This window comes from Phenylobacterium sp. 58.2.17 (assembly GCF_026411515.1).
GTDB lineage: Bacteria > Pseudomonadota > Alphaproteobacteria > Caulobacterales > Caulobacteraceae > Phenylobacterium.
Genome location: NZ_JAPMTQ010000012.1, coordinates 56876 through 71297, shown reverse-complemented (window position 1 = coordinate 71297; position 14422 = coordinate 56876). Strand labels below are relative to the sequence as shown.

The window sequence follows — 14422 nt, the reverse complement described above, 5'->3', positions numbered from 1 at the left end:
GCCTGCGCAACACCCGATCCATGAAGATCGGATTCTGCTCTAGGCCGGCGCGCAGGCCACCGCCAGGCCGACGCAGACGTCGTTGTGTGTCTGACGAACGACCGACAATCGCACGGCGACAAGATCCTGGTCGCGAACCAGGAACTCGACCGCGCCCAAATGCGTGTCCGCGCGCCCTTGCATGACCGCGTTCAAGGTCTGGGCGATGTCATGCCGATGCGGCGGCGCGACGAAATCGACGAGCCGCGCGCCAAGCACCTGCGCCCGAGGAAATCCGACGAGGTCGCAAAAGGCGTCGTTCGCCTCCTCGACGTAGCCCATGGCGTTGACGGCGAGCTTCGAGACCACGCCCAGCGCGTCGACCGCTTGGGTCTGGGCCCGGTACATCTCAGCGTCGCGCCGCAGGTCGAGCAACTCGGTCAACTGTGAGAACATGAGGGCGACGCCGCCCTGGAACGGAAAGGCCCTGTTCTCGTAGCGCCGGTGAGGATTGAAGACGCCCTTGGATTCGAACTGCACGACCTCGCCGGTGCGAAGCACCCGGCGCAGGCGCGCCGCCAGCACCGCGCCCTGCTCTCCGAACTCCGGACTGTCGGCCGCCGCGCCGATCAGCTCCTGCGGATCCCGTCCTGCGCTCGCGAAGGCGACGGCGTTGAGATGACGCACCCGCAGGTCGCGGTCGAAGGACACGAAGCCCTCGAACATGTTGGCGATGAAGGTGTCGCGGTTCAACTCGCCGACCTGCTCGCCAGCGACCGCCGCCGGATTGGAGCCGCCGGCGTCGTCGGCGTCGTCGTCGGCGAGACGGGCGAACTCCTCGGCCGAGAGGACGACAAGCCTCGGACGGCCGTGATGGGTGACCAGCACCGGCCCCTGCATCGCTCGATCCTGCCATTGCCCGAAGTTCCGACTGATCTCGGCTGCCGTCGTCCTGGCCCCGGGCCTGTCAAAGCGCTTCAGCACGCGTGTCCCCCTCCGGTTCACCCCAACCGTGCGGCGAAGGTTGTTCACCCGATGGTACTTGACACTGCGCCCTAGGGTCGCAGTTCATTATCTTTATAATTCATAATGTTACATCATCACCCATCGTTGAGCTTGATCGACGAACAGCGGCCGATTCGCCGAGCGGCCGGCGCCGTTGAAACGGCGCCTTCGCAGGCGATGAAAGCGCGCGCGATGCGCTAAGCTCCCGCCAAAGATCAAGGAGGGACGCGATGTACGAAAGCCCAGCCCCGCCGACCGGCGCCCAGGCGGTTCCCGACAGCCGCGGCCTCAACCTTTTTCGCGCCGACCCGGATCTGCAGAAGCTGGCTGAGCTGTATCTGCCCGGCGGGCTTGCCGGCCACCTGCAGCCGCACCTCGATCGTCTCGGCGCCCTCGCAGGGGGCGAACTGGACGAACTGGCCAGCGTCGCCGACCACAACCCGCCGGTGCTGCGCGCGCGCACCCGACGCGGCGAGGACGCGCAGAGCATCGACTATCATCCCGCCTATCGTCGGCTGGAGCAGACGGCCTTCGGCGACTACGGCCTGGCGGCGCTGTCGCACCGGCCCGGGGTGCTGGGCTGGGACGCCGCCATGCCGGCCGCCGCCAAGTACGTGATCACCTATCTGTTCGTGCAGGCCGAATTCGGCCTCTGCTGCCCAGTCAGCATGACCGACAGCCTGACCAGAACGCTGCGCAAGTTCGGCTCGGAGGAGCTGATCGCCCGCTACCTACCCGCGCTCACCAGCCAGGACCTGGACGTCCTGAACCAGGGCGCGATGTTCATGACCGAACAGGGCGCGGGTTCCGACGTCGGGGCGACGGCCGTGACCGCCTCGCCGCAGGCCGACGGGACCTGGGCGCTGCACGGCGAAAAATGGTTCTGCTCCAACGCCGACGCCGAACTGGCCATGGTGCTGGCCCGGCGGGAGGACGGCGAGCCGGGCTTGAAGGGCGTCTCGCTGTTCCTGCTGCCGCGCACCCTCCCCGACGGAACCGCCAATCGCTATCGGATCGTACGGCTGAAGGACAAGCTGGGCACCAAGTCGATGGCCAGCGGCGAGATCTCGCTGGACGGCGCCACGGCCTGGTTGGTCGGCGATCCCGGCGCCGGCTTCAAACAGATGGCCGACATGGTCAACAACTCGCGGCTATCCAACGGGGTGCGGGCGGCCGGGCTGATGCGGCGGGCCAGCACCGAAGCGCTCTACATCGCCCATCGCCGCGAGGCGTTCGGCAAGCGGCTGATCGAGATGCCGCTGATGCGCCGCCAACTGTTGAAGATGGTCGTGCCCGCCGAGCAGGCGCGCAGCATGATGTTCCAGACCGCCGAAGCGCTGCGCCGCTCCGACGGCGGCGACGAAGGCGCCTATCCGCTGCTGCGCATCCTGACCCCGCTGATCAAGTTCCGCGCCTGCCGTGACGCCCGAAAGGTGACCGGCGACGCCATGGAGGTGCGTGGGGGGTGCGGCTACATTGAGGAATGGTCGGACGCGCGGCTGGTGCGCGACGCCCACCTGGGCAGCATCTGGGAGGGCACCAGCAACATCGTCGCTCTGGACGTGATCCGCGCCGCCCAGCGCGAAGGCTCGCTGCCGGTGCTGCGCGCCCATGTCGCCGGCCTCTGCGACGACAGCGACGCGCCCGCCGAGCTGCTGCCGGCGCTCGACCGCGCCATCGCCCTGGCGGAGGCCGCGCAGGACGACGTCGCCCAGACGCGGCAGGCGGCCAGCGCCCTCTATCACCTCACCTCCGCCGCCGCTCTGGCCTGGGAGGCCAAGAGGCTCGCGGCGCCCCACCGCCTGGCGCTGGCGCGCGCGGTCCTGACCCACCGTGTCCTGCCGAGCGATCCTCTGGCGGCGACGCCGGCCGAGGATCCCGACCTGGCGCCGCTGCTGGCCGATCCCGGCGCGGACGCTAAACTCAAAGACTGATGCGCCATTTCCGATCCAGACAGATCGGGAGTGGCTCTAGGCGGCGGCCGGCTGCAGCGCGGCCAGGAAGCCCTGCTTGGTCAGGGTGAGGCGGTCCTGGTCGAGGTCGCGCAGGCAGTCCTTGGCGCGCAGGGTTTCCCAGGCGTGTTCGAGGCGCTCGGGATTGTTGCCGCGCAGCACCGCCGCCTCGTGCACCGCCGCCCAGGAAATCGCCTCTCCAGGCCAGATGTCGAAGCTGCGGACCGCCGCCAGGACGGCTCGCTCGGCGTCATCCAGAATCAGCAGCCGCGGCGCCCCCGCGGCGAACTCGACCACCTCGCCGGCCGGCTCGGCGGCGGCGCTCTCGTCCTCCAGCATACCGCGGGCGATCTCGGCCTCGCCCATCACCACCCGGTCGGCGCCATGGGCGATCAGGTGGGCGGCCTCGGCGTCGGTGTGGGCGCGGGCGATGATCTCAAGCAGGGCGTTGGCCTTGCGCGCGTGATCGACCACGCCGCCGCACTCGAAGCCGTCGGACACCGCCACGTACATGCGGGCTGCGCGTAGAACCCCGGCGGCCTCCAGCACGCGCGGTTCGACCGCCGAGCCGATGATCACCTCATAGCCTTCCGCGGCGGCCTTGGCGGCGAACTCGGGCTCGGCCTCGACAAGCACGAACGGCTTGGCCTGGCTCTTCAGGCCGGCGCTCACCGCCTGGCCGACGCGGCCGTAGCCGACGACGACGATGTGACCGCTGAGCGCAGTAGGCGACAGGTCGTTGGCAGGCTCCGGCTCCGGCGCCGCGGGCATCGGGGCCGCCGGCTCCACAGGCGCGGTCTTGGGCGTACGCAGAGCCACCGCGAAGATCAGCGGGTTCAGCATGATCGAGATGATGGCGCCGGCGAGGATCAGGTCGCGGCCCTCTCGCGGCAGGATCTGAAGATCGACCCCCAGGCCTGCGAGAATGAATGAGAATTCCCCGATCTGGGCCAGGCTGGCGGCGACCGTAATCGCCGTCGTGTCGGATCGCTTGAACAGCTTGAGGATCGCATAGGCGGCCAGCGACTTGCCGATGATGACGATGGCCAGCACCGCCAGCACGGTGAGCGGATTGGCCAGCACCACGAACGGGTTGAACAGCATCCCGACCGACACGAAGAAGAGCACGGCGAAGGCGTCGCGCAATGGCAGGGTCTCTTCGGCCGCCCGGTGGCTTAGTTCGGAGTCGGCGAGGATCATGCCCGCGAAGAAGGCGCCGAGGGCGAACGAGACCCCGAACAGCATCGCCGCGCCGAACGCCACGCCCAGGGCGATCGCGAACACCGCCAGCCTGAAAAGTTCGCGCGAACCGGTGTGGGCCACATAGTGCAACAGCCACGGCACCGCGCGTCGGGCGACGATCAGCATGAAGGCGACGAAGCCGCCGACTTTCAGAAGGGTCAGGCCCAGCGGCACCCCCCAGGCAGTGAGCGGGTCAGCCGCCCCTTCCCCGGCCTTCATCGCGCCGGCCAGCGCCGGCAACAGCACCAGGGCCAGGACCATGGCCAGATCTTCCACGATGAGCCAGCCGACGGCGATCTTGCCGCGTTCGGTCTGGACCAGCCGCCGCTCCTGCAGCGCGCGCAGCAGCACCACCGTCGAGGCCACCGACAACGCCAGGCCGAACACCAGACCCGAGATCAGCGGCCAACCGAGCAGCGCCGACAGGGCGATCCCGAGGATCGTCGCGACCGCCATCTGGGCCAGCGCGCCCGGCACGGCGATTTTGCGCACCGCCATCAGGTCCTTGACCGAGAAGTGCAACCCCACCCCGAACATCAGCAGGATGACGCCGATCTCGGCCAGTTCGTTGGCGATCTTCTGATCGGCCACATAGCCGGGCGTAAACGGCCCGACGATCACCCCTGCCAACAGGTAGCCCACCAATGGAGAAAGCCTCAGGCGCTGGGCGAGCGTGCCGAGGGCGAAAGCGACGACGAGGCCGGCGACGATGGTGGCGATCAGCGGGGTATGATGGGGCATGTGCCTCCGTGGTGAGTTTCAGGGGGTTCCCACCGTGGAAATTGCGGCCGCAGAGCCTCAGATCAACCAGAAATGAATACGCGCGCCGGACACATCGGCGTCATCACCTGCGCCGTCGTCAGCCTTGGCGGGGGCCGGCCAGCGCCAGCAGCAGCCAGGCGGCCAGCGCCCAGCTGGCCCCGAGGGCCCAGCCGCCGAGCACGTCGGTTGGCCAATGAACGCCGAGATAAACGCGGCTGATCCCCACCGCGAGCACCCCGCTCACCGCCACCCCGTAGATCAGCGCCTTGGTGCGCCGGCGCGCTTCGACGCTGGCTGCGACGGTCGCCAGGATCAGGAACACCGCCGCGGCCATGGCCGAATGTCCCGACGGAAAGCTGTGCGAATAGACATAGCTGCCATGCGCCACCAGGGCGGGCCGCTCGCGCTCGTAGAACGCCTTCAGCAACTGGCTCGACGCCTGGGCGGCGATCACCGTGGCGACGAAGATCAGCGCCTCGCGCCGGCGCTGGTGAAAGATCAGCAGCAGCGTCGCCACGATGGTCAGCAGGGTCAGGAAGGTGAAGCCGCCGAGAGCGGTGATGTCGCGAACCGCCTCCTCCAGCCAGTGCGGGCCGAGCGGATCGGAGGGCCGGCCAGGAGTCCGCAGCGCTAGCAGCAGCCGTCGGTCGAGGGCTTCGGTCTCCCCATCGGACACCTCCCCGGCCACTTTCAGGAACAGCCAGGGCGTCCCGGCCAGCGCCACCAGCAGCACCAGGGTGCGGGTCTCCAACTTGCCGATCAGGGATTTCAGGCGTTCGATCATGCTGTGTTCGCAAGGGGTGAGGTCGATGACGTCTTCATGGCAGCTTTGGGCTTTGCTGTCGGCGGCGTTCGCGGCCTTGACGGCGGTGTTCGCCAAGGTCGGAGTGGAGAACATCAACTCCGACTACGCCACCTTGATCCGCACGCTGGTGATCCTGGCGATCGCCGCCGGAGTCGTCGCGGCGACCGGCGCCTGGCGACCGGCCGGCGAAGTCACGCCGCGGACCTACCTGTTCCTGATCCTCTCGGGCGCGGCGACGGGGCTGTCCTGGCTCTGCTACTTCCGGGCTCTGAAACTGGGCGACGCAGCGCGGGTGGCGCCGATTGACAAGCTGAGCGTCGTGCTGGTCGCCGTGTTCGCCGCGATCTTCCTGGGCGAGCGGCTGTCGGCCGCCGGCTGGGCGGGCGTGGCGCTGATCGCAGCCGGCGCGGCGCTGGTCGCGTGGGGAGGTTGACGTTACGTCGCCGTTCCCAGGACTCAGATCGGGTCATACAGTTGTTTCATGACCACGACCGTTGTTCCGACCAACCGCGCCCCTGAAGGCGGGCGCATGCGGCCCCCCGGCGCCCGGGCGGTGAAGCCGCGCAACGCCGCGACCCTGATCATCGTGCGCCGCGACCGCCAGAAGCCGCAGGTGCTGATGGGCAAACGCCATAGCGGCCACGACTTCATGCCGAACCTCTGGGTGTTCCCGGGCGGGCGGATCGACCGCAGCGATTTCCGCGCGCCGTTCGCGACCGATCTGCGCCCCGACGTCGCCGCCCGTTTCGAGGCGCATATCCCAATGAACCGCGGCCGCGCCCTGGCCCTGACCGCCATCCGCGAGACCTTCGAGGAAGCCGGACTGCTGCTGGCCAAGCAAGCGCCTGTCCGCCCGCTGGCCGGTCCCTGGCGAGAGTTCGCCGCCGAGGGCGCGGCCCCGGACCTGGAGGCGCTGGAGATCGTGGCCCGCGCGGTCACCCCGCCGATGCTGGCCAAGCGGTTCGACACCTGGTTCCTGATGGCCGACGCCGAGCGGCTGATCAGCCTGGAGCGCAAGCCCGATTGCGGGGAACTGGAAGAGATCGCCTGGGTCGACTTCGACGAGGCCATCGCCCTGCCGTTGCCTTCGGTCACCCGCATGGTCATCGAAGAGGCGATCCATCGACTGGACGATCCCGACCGCCCGCGGCCGTTCATGCGCTTTGGGGCTGGCGCCACCCGGCTGAGCCACCTCTAGACGCCGGAACATTTCAAATGCGAATTGTTCTCAACTAACTTGCGTTGAGAACCGCCCCTTGATAGTGCGACCTACTATCAGCACTTGCGGGGATCAGCATCTTGTCGGCTTCGGAGCTCGTGGACGCCAAGGCGGCCATCGACGTGGAAAAGGCCAAGGCCAAGCGTAAGGCCCAGCGCCGCGCCGCCCTGATGCGCCAGATGGTTCAGTGGCACTGGATCAGCGCCGCGGTCTGCCTGCTTGGGATGCTGCTGTTCGCGATCACCGGCATCACGCTCAACCACGCCGGCGCCATCGAGGCCAAACCCCAGACGGTCGAGGCCGAGGGCCAGCTTCCTGCCGAACTGCTGAGCATCGCCAAGGCGGCCCAGGCTGAGCAAGGCTCCCTGCCCGATCCGATCCGGGCCTGGCTGGCCAAGGAAATGGGCGTCAAGGCGCCCAAGGCCGCCACCATCGAGTGGACGGACGCGGAAGCCTATGTGTCCCTCCCCCGCCCCGGCGGCGACGGCTGGGTGACCTTCGACGCCGGCGACGGCGCGGTCGTCCACGAGAGCACCAGCCGCGGCCCGGTCGCCTACCTCAACGACCTGCACAAAGGTCGCAACACGGGGACGGCCTGGAGCCTGTTCCTCGACATCTTCGCCATCGGCTGCGTGGTCTTCTGCATCACCGGACTGGTGCTGCTGCAGCTGCATTCGCGGGCGCGCAAGATCACCTGGCCACTGGTTGGCTTGGGCCTCGCCGTGCCGCTGATCCTTGTCCTGATCTTTGTTCACTGACCGGAGCCCCCATGCGTCTGCCGATCTATACCGCCGCCTTCACCGGCCTGATGGCGGGCCCCGCCCTGGCGGCGGACCTGGAGCTGAACCTGGAGATCCCGCGGCTGACGGTCGCCGAGTACCACCGTCCCTACGTCGCCGTCTGGATCGAGAATCCCGATAAGACCGCGGTGAAGACCCTGGCCGTCTGGTACGACGTCAAGCTGAAGAACCAGGAAGGCCAGAAATGGCTGAAGGACATGCGCCAGTGGTGGCGCCGCGCCGGCCGGGACATGAGCCTGCCCGCTGACGGCATCAGCGCCGCGACCCGCGCGCCGGGCAAACACCAGGTGGTGTTCAAGGGCGGCGCAGCCCCGCTCGGCAAGCTGCCGGCCGGCCAATACAACCTGGTGGTCGAGGCCGCCCGCGAAGTCGGCGGCGTCGAGGTGGTCCGCGCCCCGTTCCAATGGCCGCCCAAGGCCCGCGCGACCTCCTCCGCCAAGGGAACCAGCGAACTCGGCGCCGTGAGCGTCACCGTCAAGCCGTAGAGGATACAAGCATGCACATGATCCGCCGCGGCGCCCTGGCCGCCGTCTCCGTCGTCGCCATCCTGGCGATCCCGGCCGCCGCCAGCGCGCACCGCCAGTGGCTCCTCCCCTCGGCCACCGTGCTGTCGGGCAACGATCCCTGGATCACGGTCGACGCCGCGGTCTCCAACGACCTCTTCTATTTCGATCACGTGCCGATGCGCCTCGACGGCATCTCGGTCATCGCGCCGGACGGCTCGAAGGGCGAGATCAAGAACGGCGCAACCGGCAAGTACCGCAGCACCTTCGACGTGCAGCTGAGCCAGCCCGGCACCTACAAGATCGCCAATGTGAGCGACGGCGTCGGCGCCTCCTACAAGCAAGGCGGCGAGCAGAAGCGCTGGCGTGGCTCGGCCGCCGACCTGGCGACCGCGATCCCGAAGGACGCCACCGACGTCAAGATCATGGAAAACGCCCGGCGCCTGGAAGTCTTCGCCACCCGCGGTTCGCCCACCAAGGAAGCCCTTAAGCTGACCGGCAAGGGGTTGGAACTCGACCCGGTCACCCACCCGAACGACCTGGTGGCCAGCGAGCCGGCCACCTTCAAGCTGGTCATCGACGGCAAGCCCGCCGCCAATGTCGAGGTCGAGGTCGTCGCCGGCGGCAACCGCTACGCTGGCAAGACCACCGAGCTGAAGCTCACGACCGGCGCCGACGGCGCCTTCACGGTGAACTGGCCGAGGGCCGGAATGTACTGGCTGGAAGCCTCCGTCCGGGGCGGCCAGAGCAGCATTCCGGGCGCCGAGCGCAGCGCCGCCTACGTGACGACGCTGGAAGTCCTGCCCGACTGATGAGCCGGGTCGCCGTACCGCTGGAGCTCTCGCCGCTCGGCCTGCAGGCCCGCGGCGAGCGCCCGGTCGCCTTCGCCGGCCCGACCATGGGCGTGGCGTGGAACGTCAAGGCGTTCGCGCCGGCGGGGCTCGATCTCACGGCGGTCCCGGCCCAGATCCAGGGCCTGCTGAACGGCCTCGTCGCCCAGATGAGCAACTGGGAGCCCAACTCCCATATCTCGCAGTTCAACCGCGCCGACGCTGGCGGCTGGCTGGATCTCGCGCCGGGCTTCCGGCACGTGATGGACCGCGCCCTGCACTGGGCCGAACTGAGCGGCGGCGCCTTCGACCCCACCGCCGGGCGGCTCGTCGACCTCTGGGGCTTCGGACCCGCCGGTCCGACGCCCCCGCCGACCGAGGCCGAACTGGAGGGGGCCAGGGCCGAGTGCGGCTGGGACCGGCTGGCCCGCGACGGCGCGCGCATGTTCCAGCCCGGGGGTCTGCATCTCGACCTTTCGGGCATCGCCAAGGGCTTCGGGGTGGACGAGGTCTCCCGGGCCCTTTCGCATCTGGGCCTGATGGATCATCTCGTCGAGATCGGCGGCGAACTGCGCGGCGCCGGCGTCAAGCCCGACGGCCAGCCCTGGCTCGCCGACATCGCCGCGCCGCCGGGCGAGAGCCTGCCTGGGGGGCCGATTCGCGTGGCCCTGCATGGGCTGTCGCTCGCCACCTCAGGGGATTATCAGCGCTTCATCGACCATGACGGCGCGCGCTACAGCCACACGCTCGACCCGCGCACGGGCCGCCCTACGTCCAACGGCCTACGCTCAATCAGCGTCGTCGCTCAAGACTGCGTCGACGCCGACGCGCTTTGCACCGCGATCGGAGTTCTTGGCCCCGACGAAGGCCCCGCGTTCGCCATCGAACATGGCGTCGCAGCCTATCTTCTGGTGGACAATGGCGGCGGATTGCGCGAAATCGTCACCCCCGCCTTCCAGGCGATGCTGGCCTGAGCCAGGACACTCGCGGATTTTCCCAAGGCCGCATTGACTTTGGGTTCGAGATTCGTATTGTCCGCGGCTCTTTAGAACACCTGCCGGTCCGACCGGCCCCGCGAGGACCGACCATGGCGAAGCCCGCCTCCATCAAGATCCGCCTGAACTCGTCGGCTGACACCGGCTACTTCTACGTCACCAAGAAGAACGCCCGCACCAAGACCGAAAAGCTGGTCATGAACAAGTACGACCCGATCGTGCGCAAGCATGTCGAGTTCAAAGAAGGCAAGATCAAATAAGCCTTCCCCAGACTCTCCAGTCTGTGAAAGCGCCCGGCCGTCTGGCCGGGCGTTTTTCGTTGTGCGCTCGACGGGAGCGCCTCCGCATGTCGCCGCCTCGCCTCATCGGCTAGAATGCGGGCATGACGCCCCTGGATCTCAGCATCCGCAGTTACGCCGAAGACAACGGCCCCGACAGCCACAGCTTCGACCAGTTGGTGCTGCCGCTCAGCGGCGCACTGGAGCTGGACATCGACGGTAAGGGCGAACGCCTGGCGTCCGGACGCGCCGCCTTTGTTTTGGCCGGGACGCGGCACTCGACCATGAGCCGGATGGCCAATCGCTCGGTGATCGTGGATCTGCACCTGGCTCATCTGGCGCCGCAGGTGGCCGAACGGCTCGCTCGGGCCCCGTTCGTGAACCTGACCCCCGCCGCGACCAAGCTGATCGACTATATGGGCCTGATGATCGGCGAGGGTCGCGCCACGCCCGCCACGGCGGCGCTCTGGACGCCGCTGCTGATCGACGCACTGGGCCAGGCGCCGGCCAGCGCCGCCTCGCGGCTGGCTCGCCTGGCCGCCGAGATCGAGGCCGATCCAGCCCGGCCCTGGACGGCCGCGGCCATGGCCGAGCGCGCCGCCGTCAGCGTCAGCCGCCTCCACGCCCTGTTCCAGGCCGAGCTGGGCGCGAGCCCGCGCGCCTGGCTCGGCGAGGTGCGGCTGCGCCAGGCCCGCAATTGGCTAGCGACCTCTCCCGTGTCGATCGCCGAAATCGCCCATCGCTGCGGCTATGCCGACCAGAGCGCGCTCACCCGGGCGATGCGCCGCGCCACCGGCATGACCCCGGCGGCCTATCGGCGGCAGGAACGCGAGACGCGGACCAAAACGCAGTAGCCTCGGCCAAGACCGCACGCTCGTTCCATGGCAATGGCCTGCCGCATGACAGGACAGAGCCGGACATTGCTGGGCGTCGGATGCGGGATGGCCGCCGGCGCGCTCTGGGGCCTGGTGTTCCTGGCGCCGGAGCTGGCCGCGGAATTCACGCCGCTGCAACTGGCCGCGGGACGCTACCTAGCCTACGGCGCCATCGCCGCCGCCTTGCTGGCGCCGCGTTGGCGCACGGTCAGCGCCGCGGTCGGCCGGCGTGAATGGTTCGCGCTGTCGTGGCTCAGCGTGCTGGGCAACACCCTCTACTACGTCCTGCTAGCCAGCGCCGTGCAGATGGGCGGGGTAGCCATGACCTCGGTCGTGATCGGCTTCCTGCCTGTCGCGGTGACGGTGATCGGCAGCCGCGACCACGGCGCGGTCGCGCTGCGACGGCTCATCCCTTCGCTGGTCATGGGCGCCGGCGGCGTCGCCTGCATCGCCTGGCAATCGATGGACGCCGCCGCGCCAAGCTCGGAAACCAAGGCCATCATCGGCCTGGCCTGTGCGATCGGCGCGCTGGGCTCCTGGACGGCCTATGCGGTCTGGAACGGCCGCTGGCTGGCACGAATGCAACACGTCTCCGCCCACGACTGGAGCCTGCTGACCGGCGTAGCGACAGGGGCCCAGGCGATCGTCCTGGCAATCCCGGCGGCGCTAATCGGCGCGAGCGCGCACGCTTCCGACGAGTGGATCGGCTTTGTCGCCGTCTCGGCCGGCGTCGCGATCTTCGCCTCCATTGTCGGCAACGCCCTCTGGAACCGCGCCAGCCGGCTGCTGCCGCTCACCCTGGTCGGTCAGATGATCCTGTTCGAGACGCTGTTCGCCCTGCTCTACGGCTTCCTGTGGGAGCAGCGCTGGCCGACCGCCGCCGAACTCGCCGCCATCGTCCTGATGGTCGCCAGCGTCGTCACCTGTGTTTCGGCGCACCGCCAGCGCCAAGGAGCTTCCCATGCACAAGACCAGTACGCCTGACGAACCTGCGGCCGCGCAGATCGTCTTCGACGACTTCGCCAAGGTGGACATCCGCGCCGGGGTGATCGTCTCGGCCGAGCCGTTCCCGGAGGCCCGCAAGCCGGCCTACCGACTGGCCATCGATTTCGGCCCCGCGATCGGCGTCAAGAAGAGCTCGGCCCAGATCACGGGGCGCTACACGCTTGAGGAGCTCGTCGGCTGCCAGGTGATGGCGGTGGTGAATTTCCCGCCGCGCCAGATCGGCCCGGTCCGCTCCGAAGTGCTGGTCCTGGGCTTTCCCGACCAGGACGGCCACATCGTGCTGGCCGCGCCGATGTCAGCGGTTCCCAGAGGCGCGCGACTGGCGTGACCGCTTCGGCAGGCCGCGTCACGCTGCCCGGGCGACCACCTTGTTGCGGCCGTGAGCCTTGGCCTCGTAGACGGCCTCGTCGGCGCGCTTCAGCAGGGCCTCGGGCTTGTCCCCCTCACCCAGGGTGGCCGCGACGCCGACCGAGATCGTGACCGTCAGCAGCTCGCTCCCGCCCTTCACCCGGAAGGGCGAGCCGGCGACATGCAGACGAATCCGCTCGGCGATCCGCTCGGCGTCTTCCAGCTTGGTGTCGGGCATCACCACGACGAACTCTTCGCCGCCGTAGCGGCACGGCAGGTCGATGGCCCGGACGTTGGAGGCCAGCCGCACGGCGAACTCACGCAGGACCTCGTCGCCGACGTCGTGGCCGTAGCCGTCGTTGATCTTCTTGAAGTGGTCGATGTCGATCAGCAGGCAGGCCACCGGATCGCCGCCATGGGTCGCCCGGCGCACCAGCGCCTCGAGCTGGCCGGTCATGTAGCGCCGGTTGTGCAGGCCGGTGAGCTGATCGGTGACGGCCAGCTCGAGGGAGTGATCGAGGTTGTCACGCAGATAGTCGGTGTAGCGCTTACGCCGGATCTGCGTGCGGGCGCGTGCGGCCAGCTCCTGCGGGTCGATCGGCTTGGGCAGGATGTCGTTGACGCCGATCTCCAGCGCCTTCACCAGCCGCGACCGCTCATCGAAATCCACCACCGCCAGCACCGGAAGGTGGCGCGTCGCCTCGTCCGAGCGCAGCTGGGCGGCGAAGCGCAGGCCGTCGAAGGCGCGCGCCGTGGCGTTGACGATGATCAGGTCGACCGGCCCCTTGGCGGTCATCAGCGCCTTTTCGGGATCGGCCTCGATCACCGGTCGGTGCTCGATGGCCAGTTCGGTGGCCACGCGCTGAGCCTGGCGTTCGTGATCGTCGACGATGAGGATCCGCCCCCCCGTCCCGCCCAGGCGCGAGGCGGCGCCGGCGATGACGCCCATGCGCCGGCCCGAGGCCTCGCGGTCGCGAAGTTCGTCGATCACCATCTTCAAGCGGGTCAGGCTGCGCACACGGGCGAACAGCAGGACGTCGTCGATGGGCTTGGTCAGGAATTCATCAGCGCCGGACTCCAGCCCGGCGATGCGGTCGGCGCGGCCGTCCAGGGCGGTGACCAGCACCACCGGCACATGGCGCGTCTCCGGATCATCCTTCAGACGGCGACAGACCTGGAAGCCGTCCATGCCCGGCATCATGACGTCCAGCAGGACGATGTCGGGCTTTTCCTTGGCCGCAATGGCCAGGGCGGTCGGCCCGTCGCTGGCCGTCAGGACATCGTAGTATTCCGCCGTCAGCTTGGCTTCCAGCAGGCGCACGTTGGCTTCGATGTCGTCGACGACGAGAATGCGGGCGGACATGGGCGAACTAGCTCAACAATCGCCGGATGGTATCGAGAAAGTGCGACACCGAAATGGGTTTCGACAGATAAGCCTCGCAGCCGCCTTCGCGAATACGTTCCTCATCGCCCTTCATGGCGAACGCCGTCACCGCCACGACCGGAATCGCGGCGAGGTCGTCGTCCTCCTTCAGCCACTTGGTGACCTCCAGTCCGGAGATCTCGGGCAGCTGGATGTCCATCAAGATCAGATCGGGACGATGCTCGCGCGCCAACGCAAGCGCCTGCAGCCCTTCCCGGGTCTGCAGGGTTTCGTAGCCTTGGGCATCGAGCAGATCATGAAACAGCTTCATGTTCAGCTCGTTATCCTCGACGATGAGGACCTTCTTGGCCATTTTCGTCTCGACGATGCTTCGAGAGCCCACGAATCGACCGCTGCCCCCACCTTTGGATCGTTAATCCCACGGATATCCTTAAACTCGC

16 protein-coding genes are annotated in these 14422 nt (G+C 68.5%); 11 read left to right on the top strand and 5 right to left on the bottom strand.

Annotated features, from left to right (window positions below):
* Positions 1 to 39: 39 nt before the first annotated feature.
* Positions 40 to 963 carry a type II toxin-antitoxin system prevent-host-death family antitoxin gene (locus OUA97_RS10635; RefSeq protein WP_267231861.1) on the bottom strand — a complete coding sequence of 308 codons (924 nt, stop codon included), beginning with the start codon at positions 961 to 963 and terminating at the stop codon, positions 40 to 42.
* Between the two features lie 251 nt (positions 964 to 1214).
* Here OUA97_RS10635 and OUA97_RS10630 point away from each other — a divergent pair, with 251 nt between their 5' ends.
* Positions 1215 to 2918, top strand: coding sequence for an acyl-CoA dehydrogenase family protein (locus tag OUA97_RS10630; protein WP_267231860.1), 1704 nt, complete (start codon positions 1215 to 1217; stop codon positions 2916 to 2918).
* 36 nt (positions 2919 to 2954) lie between these two features.
* Here the strand turns inward: OUA97_RS10630 and ybaL are convergent, their stop codons facing one another.
* Positions 2955 to 4919 carry a YbaL family putative K(+) efflux transporter gene (ybaL, locus tag OUA97_RS10625; RefSeq protein ID WP_267231859.1) on the bottom strand — a complete coding sequence of 655 codons (1965 nt, stop codon included), beginning with the start codon at positions 4917 to 4919 and terminating at the stop codon, positions 2955 to 2957.
* Between the two features lie 118 nt (positions 4920 to 5037).
* Positions 5038 to 5724, bottom strand: coding sequence for a phosphatase PAP2 family protein (locus tag OUA97_RS10620; RefSeq protein WP_267231858.1), 687 nt, complete (start codon positions 5722 to 5724; stop codon positions 5038 to 5040).
* 25 nt (positions 5725 to 5749) lie between these two features.
* Here OUA97_RS10620 and OUA97_RS10615 point away from each other — a divergent pair, with 25 nt between their 5' ends.
* From OUA97_RS10615 to OUA97_RS10570, 10 genes are all read left to right on the top strand, one after another.
* The gene (locus tag OUA97_RS10615) at positions 5750 to 6178 is read left to right on the top strand and encodes an EamA family transporter (protein ID WP_267231857.1); all 429 of its coding nucleotides are present in this window, start codon (positions 5750 to 5752) and stop codon (positions 6176 to 6178) included.
* Between the two features lie 48 nt (positions 6179 to 6226).
* Positions 6227 to 6943: an NUDIX hydrolase gene (locus tag OUA97_RS10610; RefSeq protein WP_267231856.1), complete on the top strand. Its 717-nt coding sequence runs from the start codon at positions 6227 to 6229 to the stop codon at positions 6941 to 6943.
* Positions 6944 to 7044: 101 nt separating this feature from the next.
* Positions 7045 to 7722 (top strand): PepSY-associated TM helix domain-containing protein, encoded by a 678-nt coding sequence (locus OUA97_RS10605; RefSeq protein ID WP_267231855.1) that lies wholly within the window; start codon positions 7045 to 7047, stop codon positions 7720 to 7722.
* A gap of 11 nt (positions 7723 to 7733) precedes the next feature.
* Positions 7734 to 8249, top strand: a complete 516-nt coding sequence (locus OUA97_RS10600; RefSeq protein WP_267231854.1) for a DUF2271 domain-containing protein — start codon at positions 7734 to 7736, stop codon at positions 8247 to 8249.
* A gap of 11 nt (positions 8250 to 8260) precedes the next feature.
* Positions 8261 to 9079, top strand: coding sequence for a DUF4198 domain-containing protein (locus OUA97_RS10595; RefSeq protein ID WP_267231853.1), 819 nt, complete (start codon positions 8261 to 8263; stop codon positions 9077 to 9079).
* Positions 9079 to 10071 carry an FAD:protein FMN transferase gene (locus OUA97_RS10590; protein WP_267231852.1) on the top strand — a complete coding sequence of 331 codons (993 nt, stop codon included), beginning with the start codon at positions 9079 to 9081 and terminating at the stop codon, positions 10069 to 10071. Before OUA97_RS10595 ends, OUA97_RS10590 begins: the two co-directional genes overlap by 1 nt.
* A 113-nt stretch (positions 10072 to 10184) precedes the next feature.
* Positions 10185 to 10352 (top strand): 50S ribosomal protein L33, encoded by a 168-nt coding sequence (gene rpmG, locus OUA97_RS10585; protein WP_183770461.1) that lies wholly within the window; start codon positions 10185 to 10187, stop codon positions 10350 to 10352.
* Positions 10353 to 10474: 122 nt separating this feature from the next.
* Complete coding sequence (locus tag OUA97_RS10580; protein WP_267231851.1) at positions 10475 to 11224, top strand: AraC family transcriptional regulator; 750 nt, start codon at positions 10475 to 10477, stop codon at positions 11222 to 11224.
* A gap of 45 nt (positions 11225 to 11269) precedes the next feature.
* A complete protein-coding gene (locus tag OUA97_RS10575) occupies positions 11270 to 12229 on the top strand; it encodes a DMT family transporter (protein WP_267231850.1) in 960 nt (319 codons plus the stop codon).
* Complete coding sequence (locus OUA97_RS10570) at positions 12207 to 12578, top strand: tRNA-binding protein (RefSeq protein WP_267231849.1); 372 nt, start codon at positions 12207 to 12209, stop codon at positions 12576 to 12578. The genes OUA97_RS10575 and OUA97_RS10570 overlap by 23 nt, the downstream gene beginning before the upstream one ends.
* An 18-nt stretch (positions 12579 to 12596) precedes the next feature.
* Here OUA97_RS10570 and OUA97_RS10565 read toward each other — a convergent pair whose 3' ends face one another.
* Together OUA97_RS10565 and OUA97_RS10560 are read right to left on the bottom strand one after the other, a co-directional pair.
* The gene (locus tag OUA97_RS10565) at positions 12597 to 13961 is read right to left on the bottom strand and encodes a PleD family two-component system response regulator (RefSeq protein ID WP_267231848.1); all 1365 of its coding nucleotides are present in this window, start codon (positions 13959 to 13961) and stop codon (positions 12597 to 12599) included.
* 7 nt (positions 13962 to 13968) lie between these two features.
* Entirely contained in the window at positions 13969 to 14334 is a 366-nt protein-coding gene (locus OUA97_RS10560) for a response regulator (RefSeq protein ID WP_267231847.1), read from the bottom strand.
* Positions 14335 to 14422: the final 88 nt, after the last annotated feature.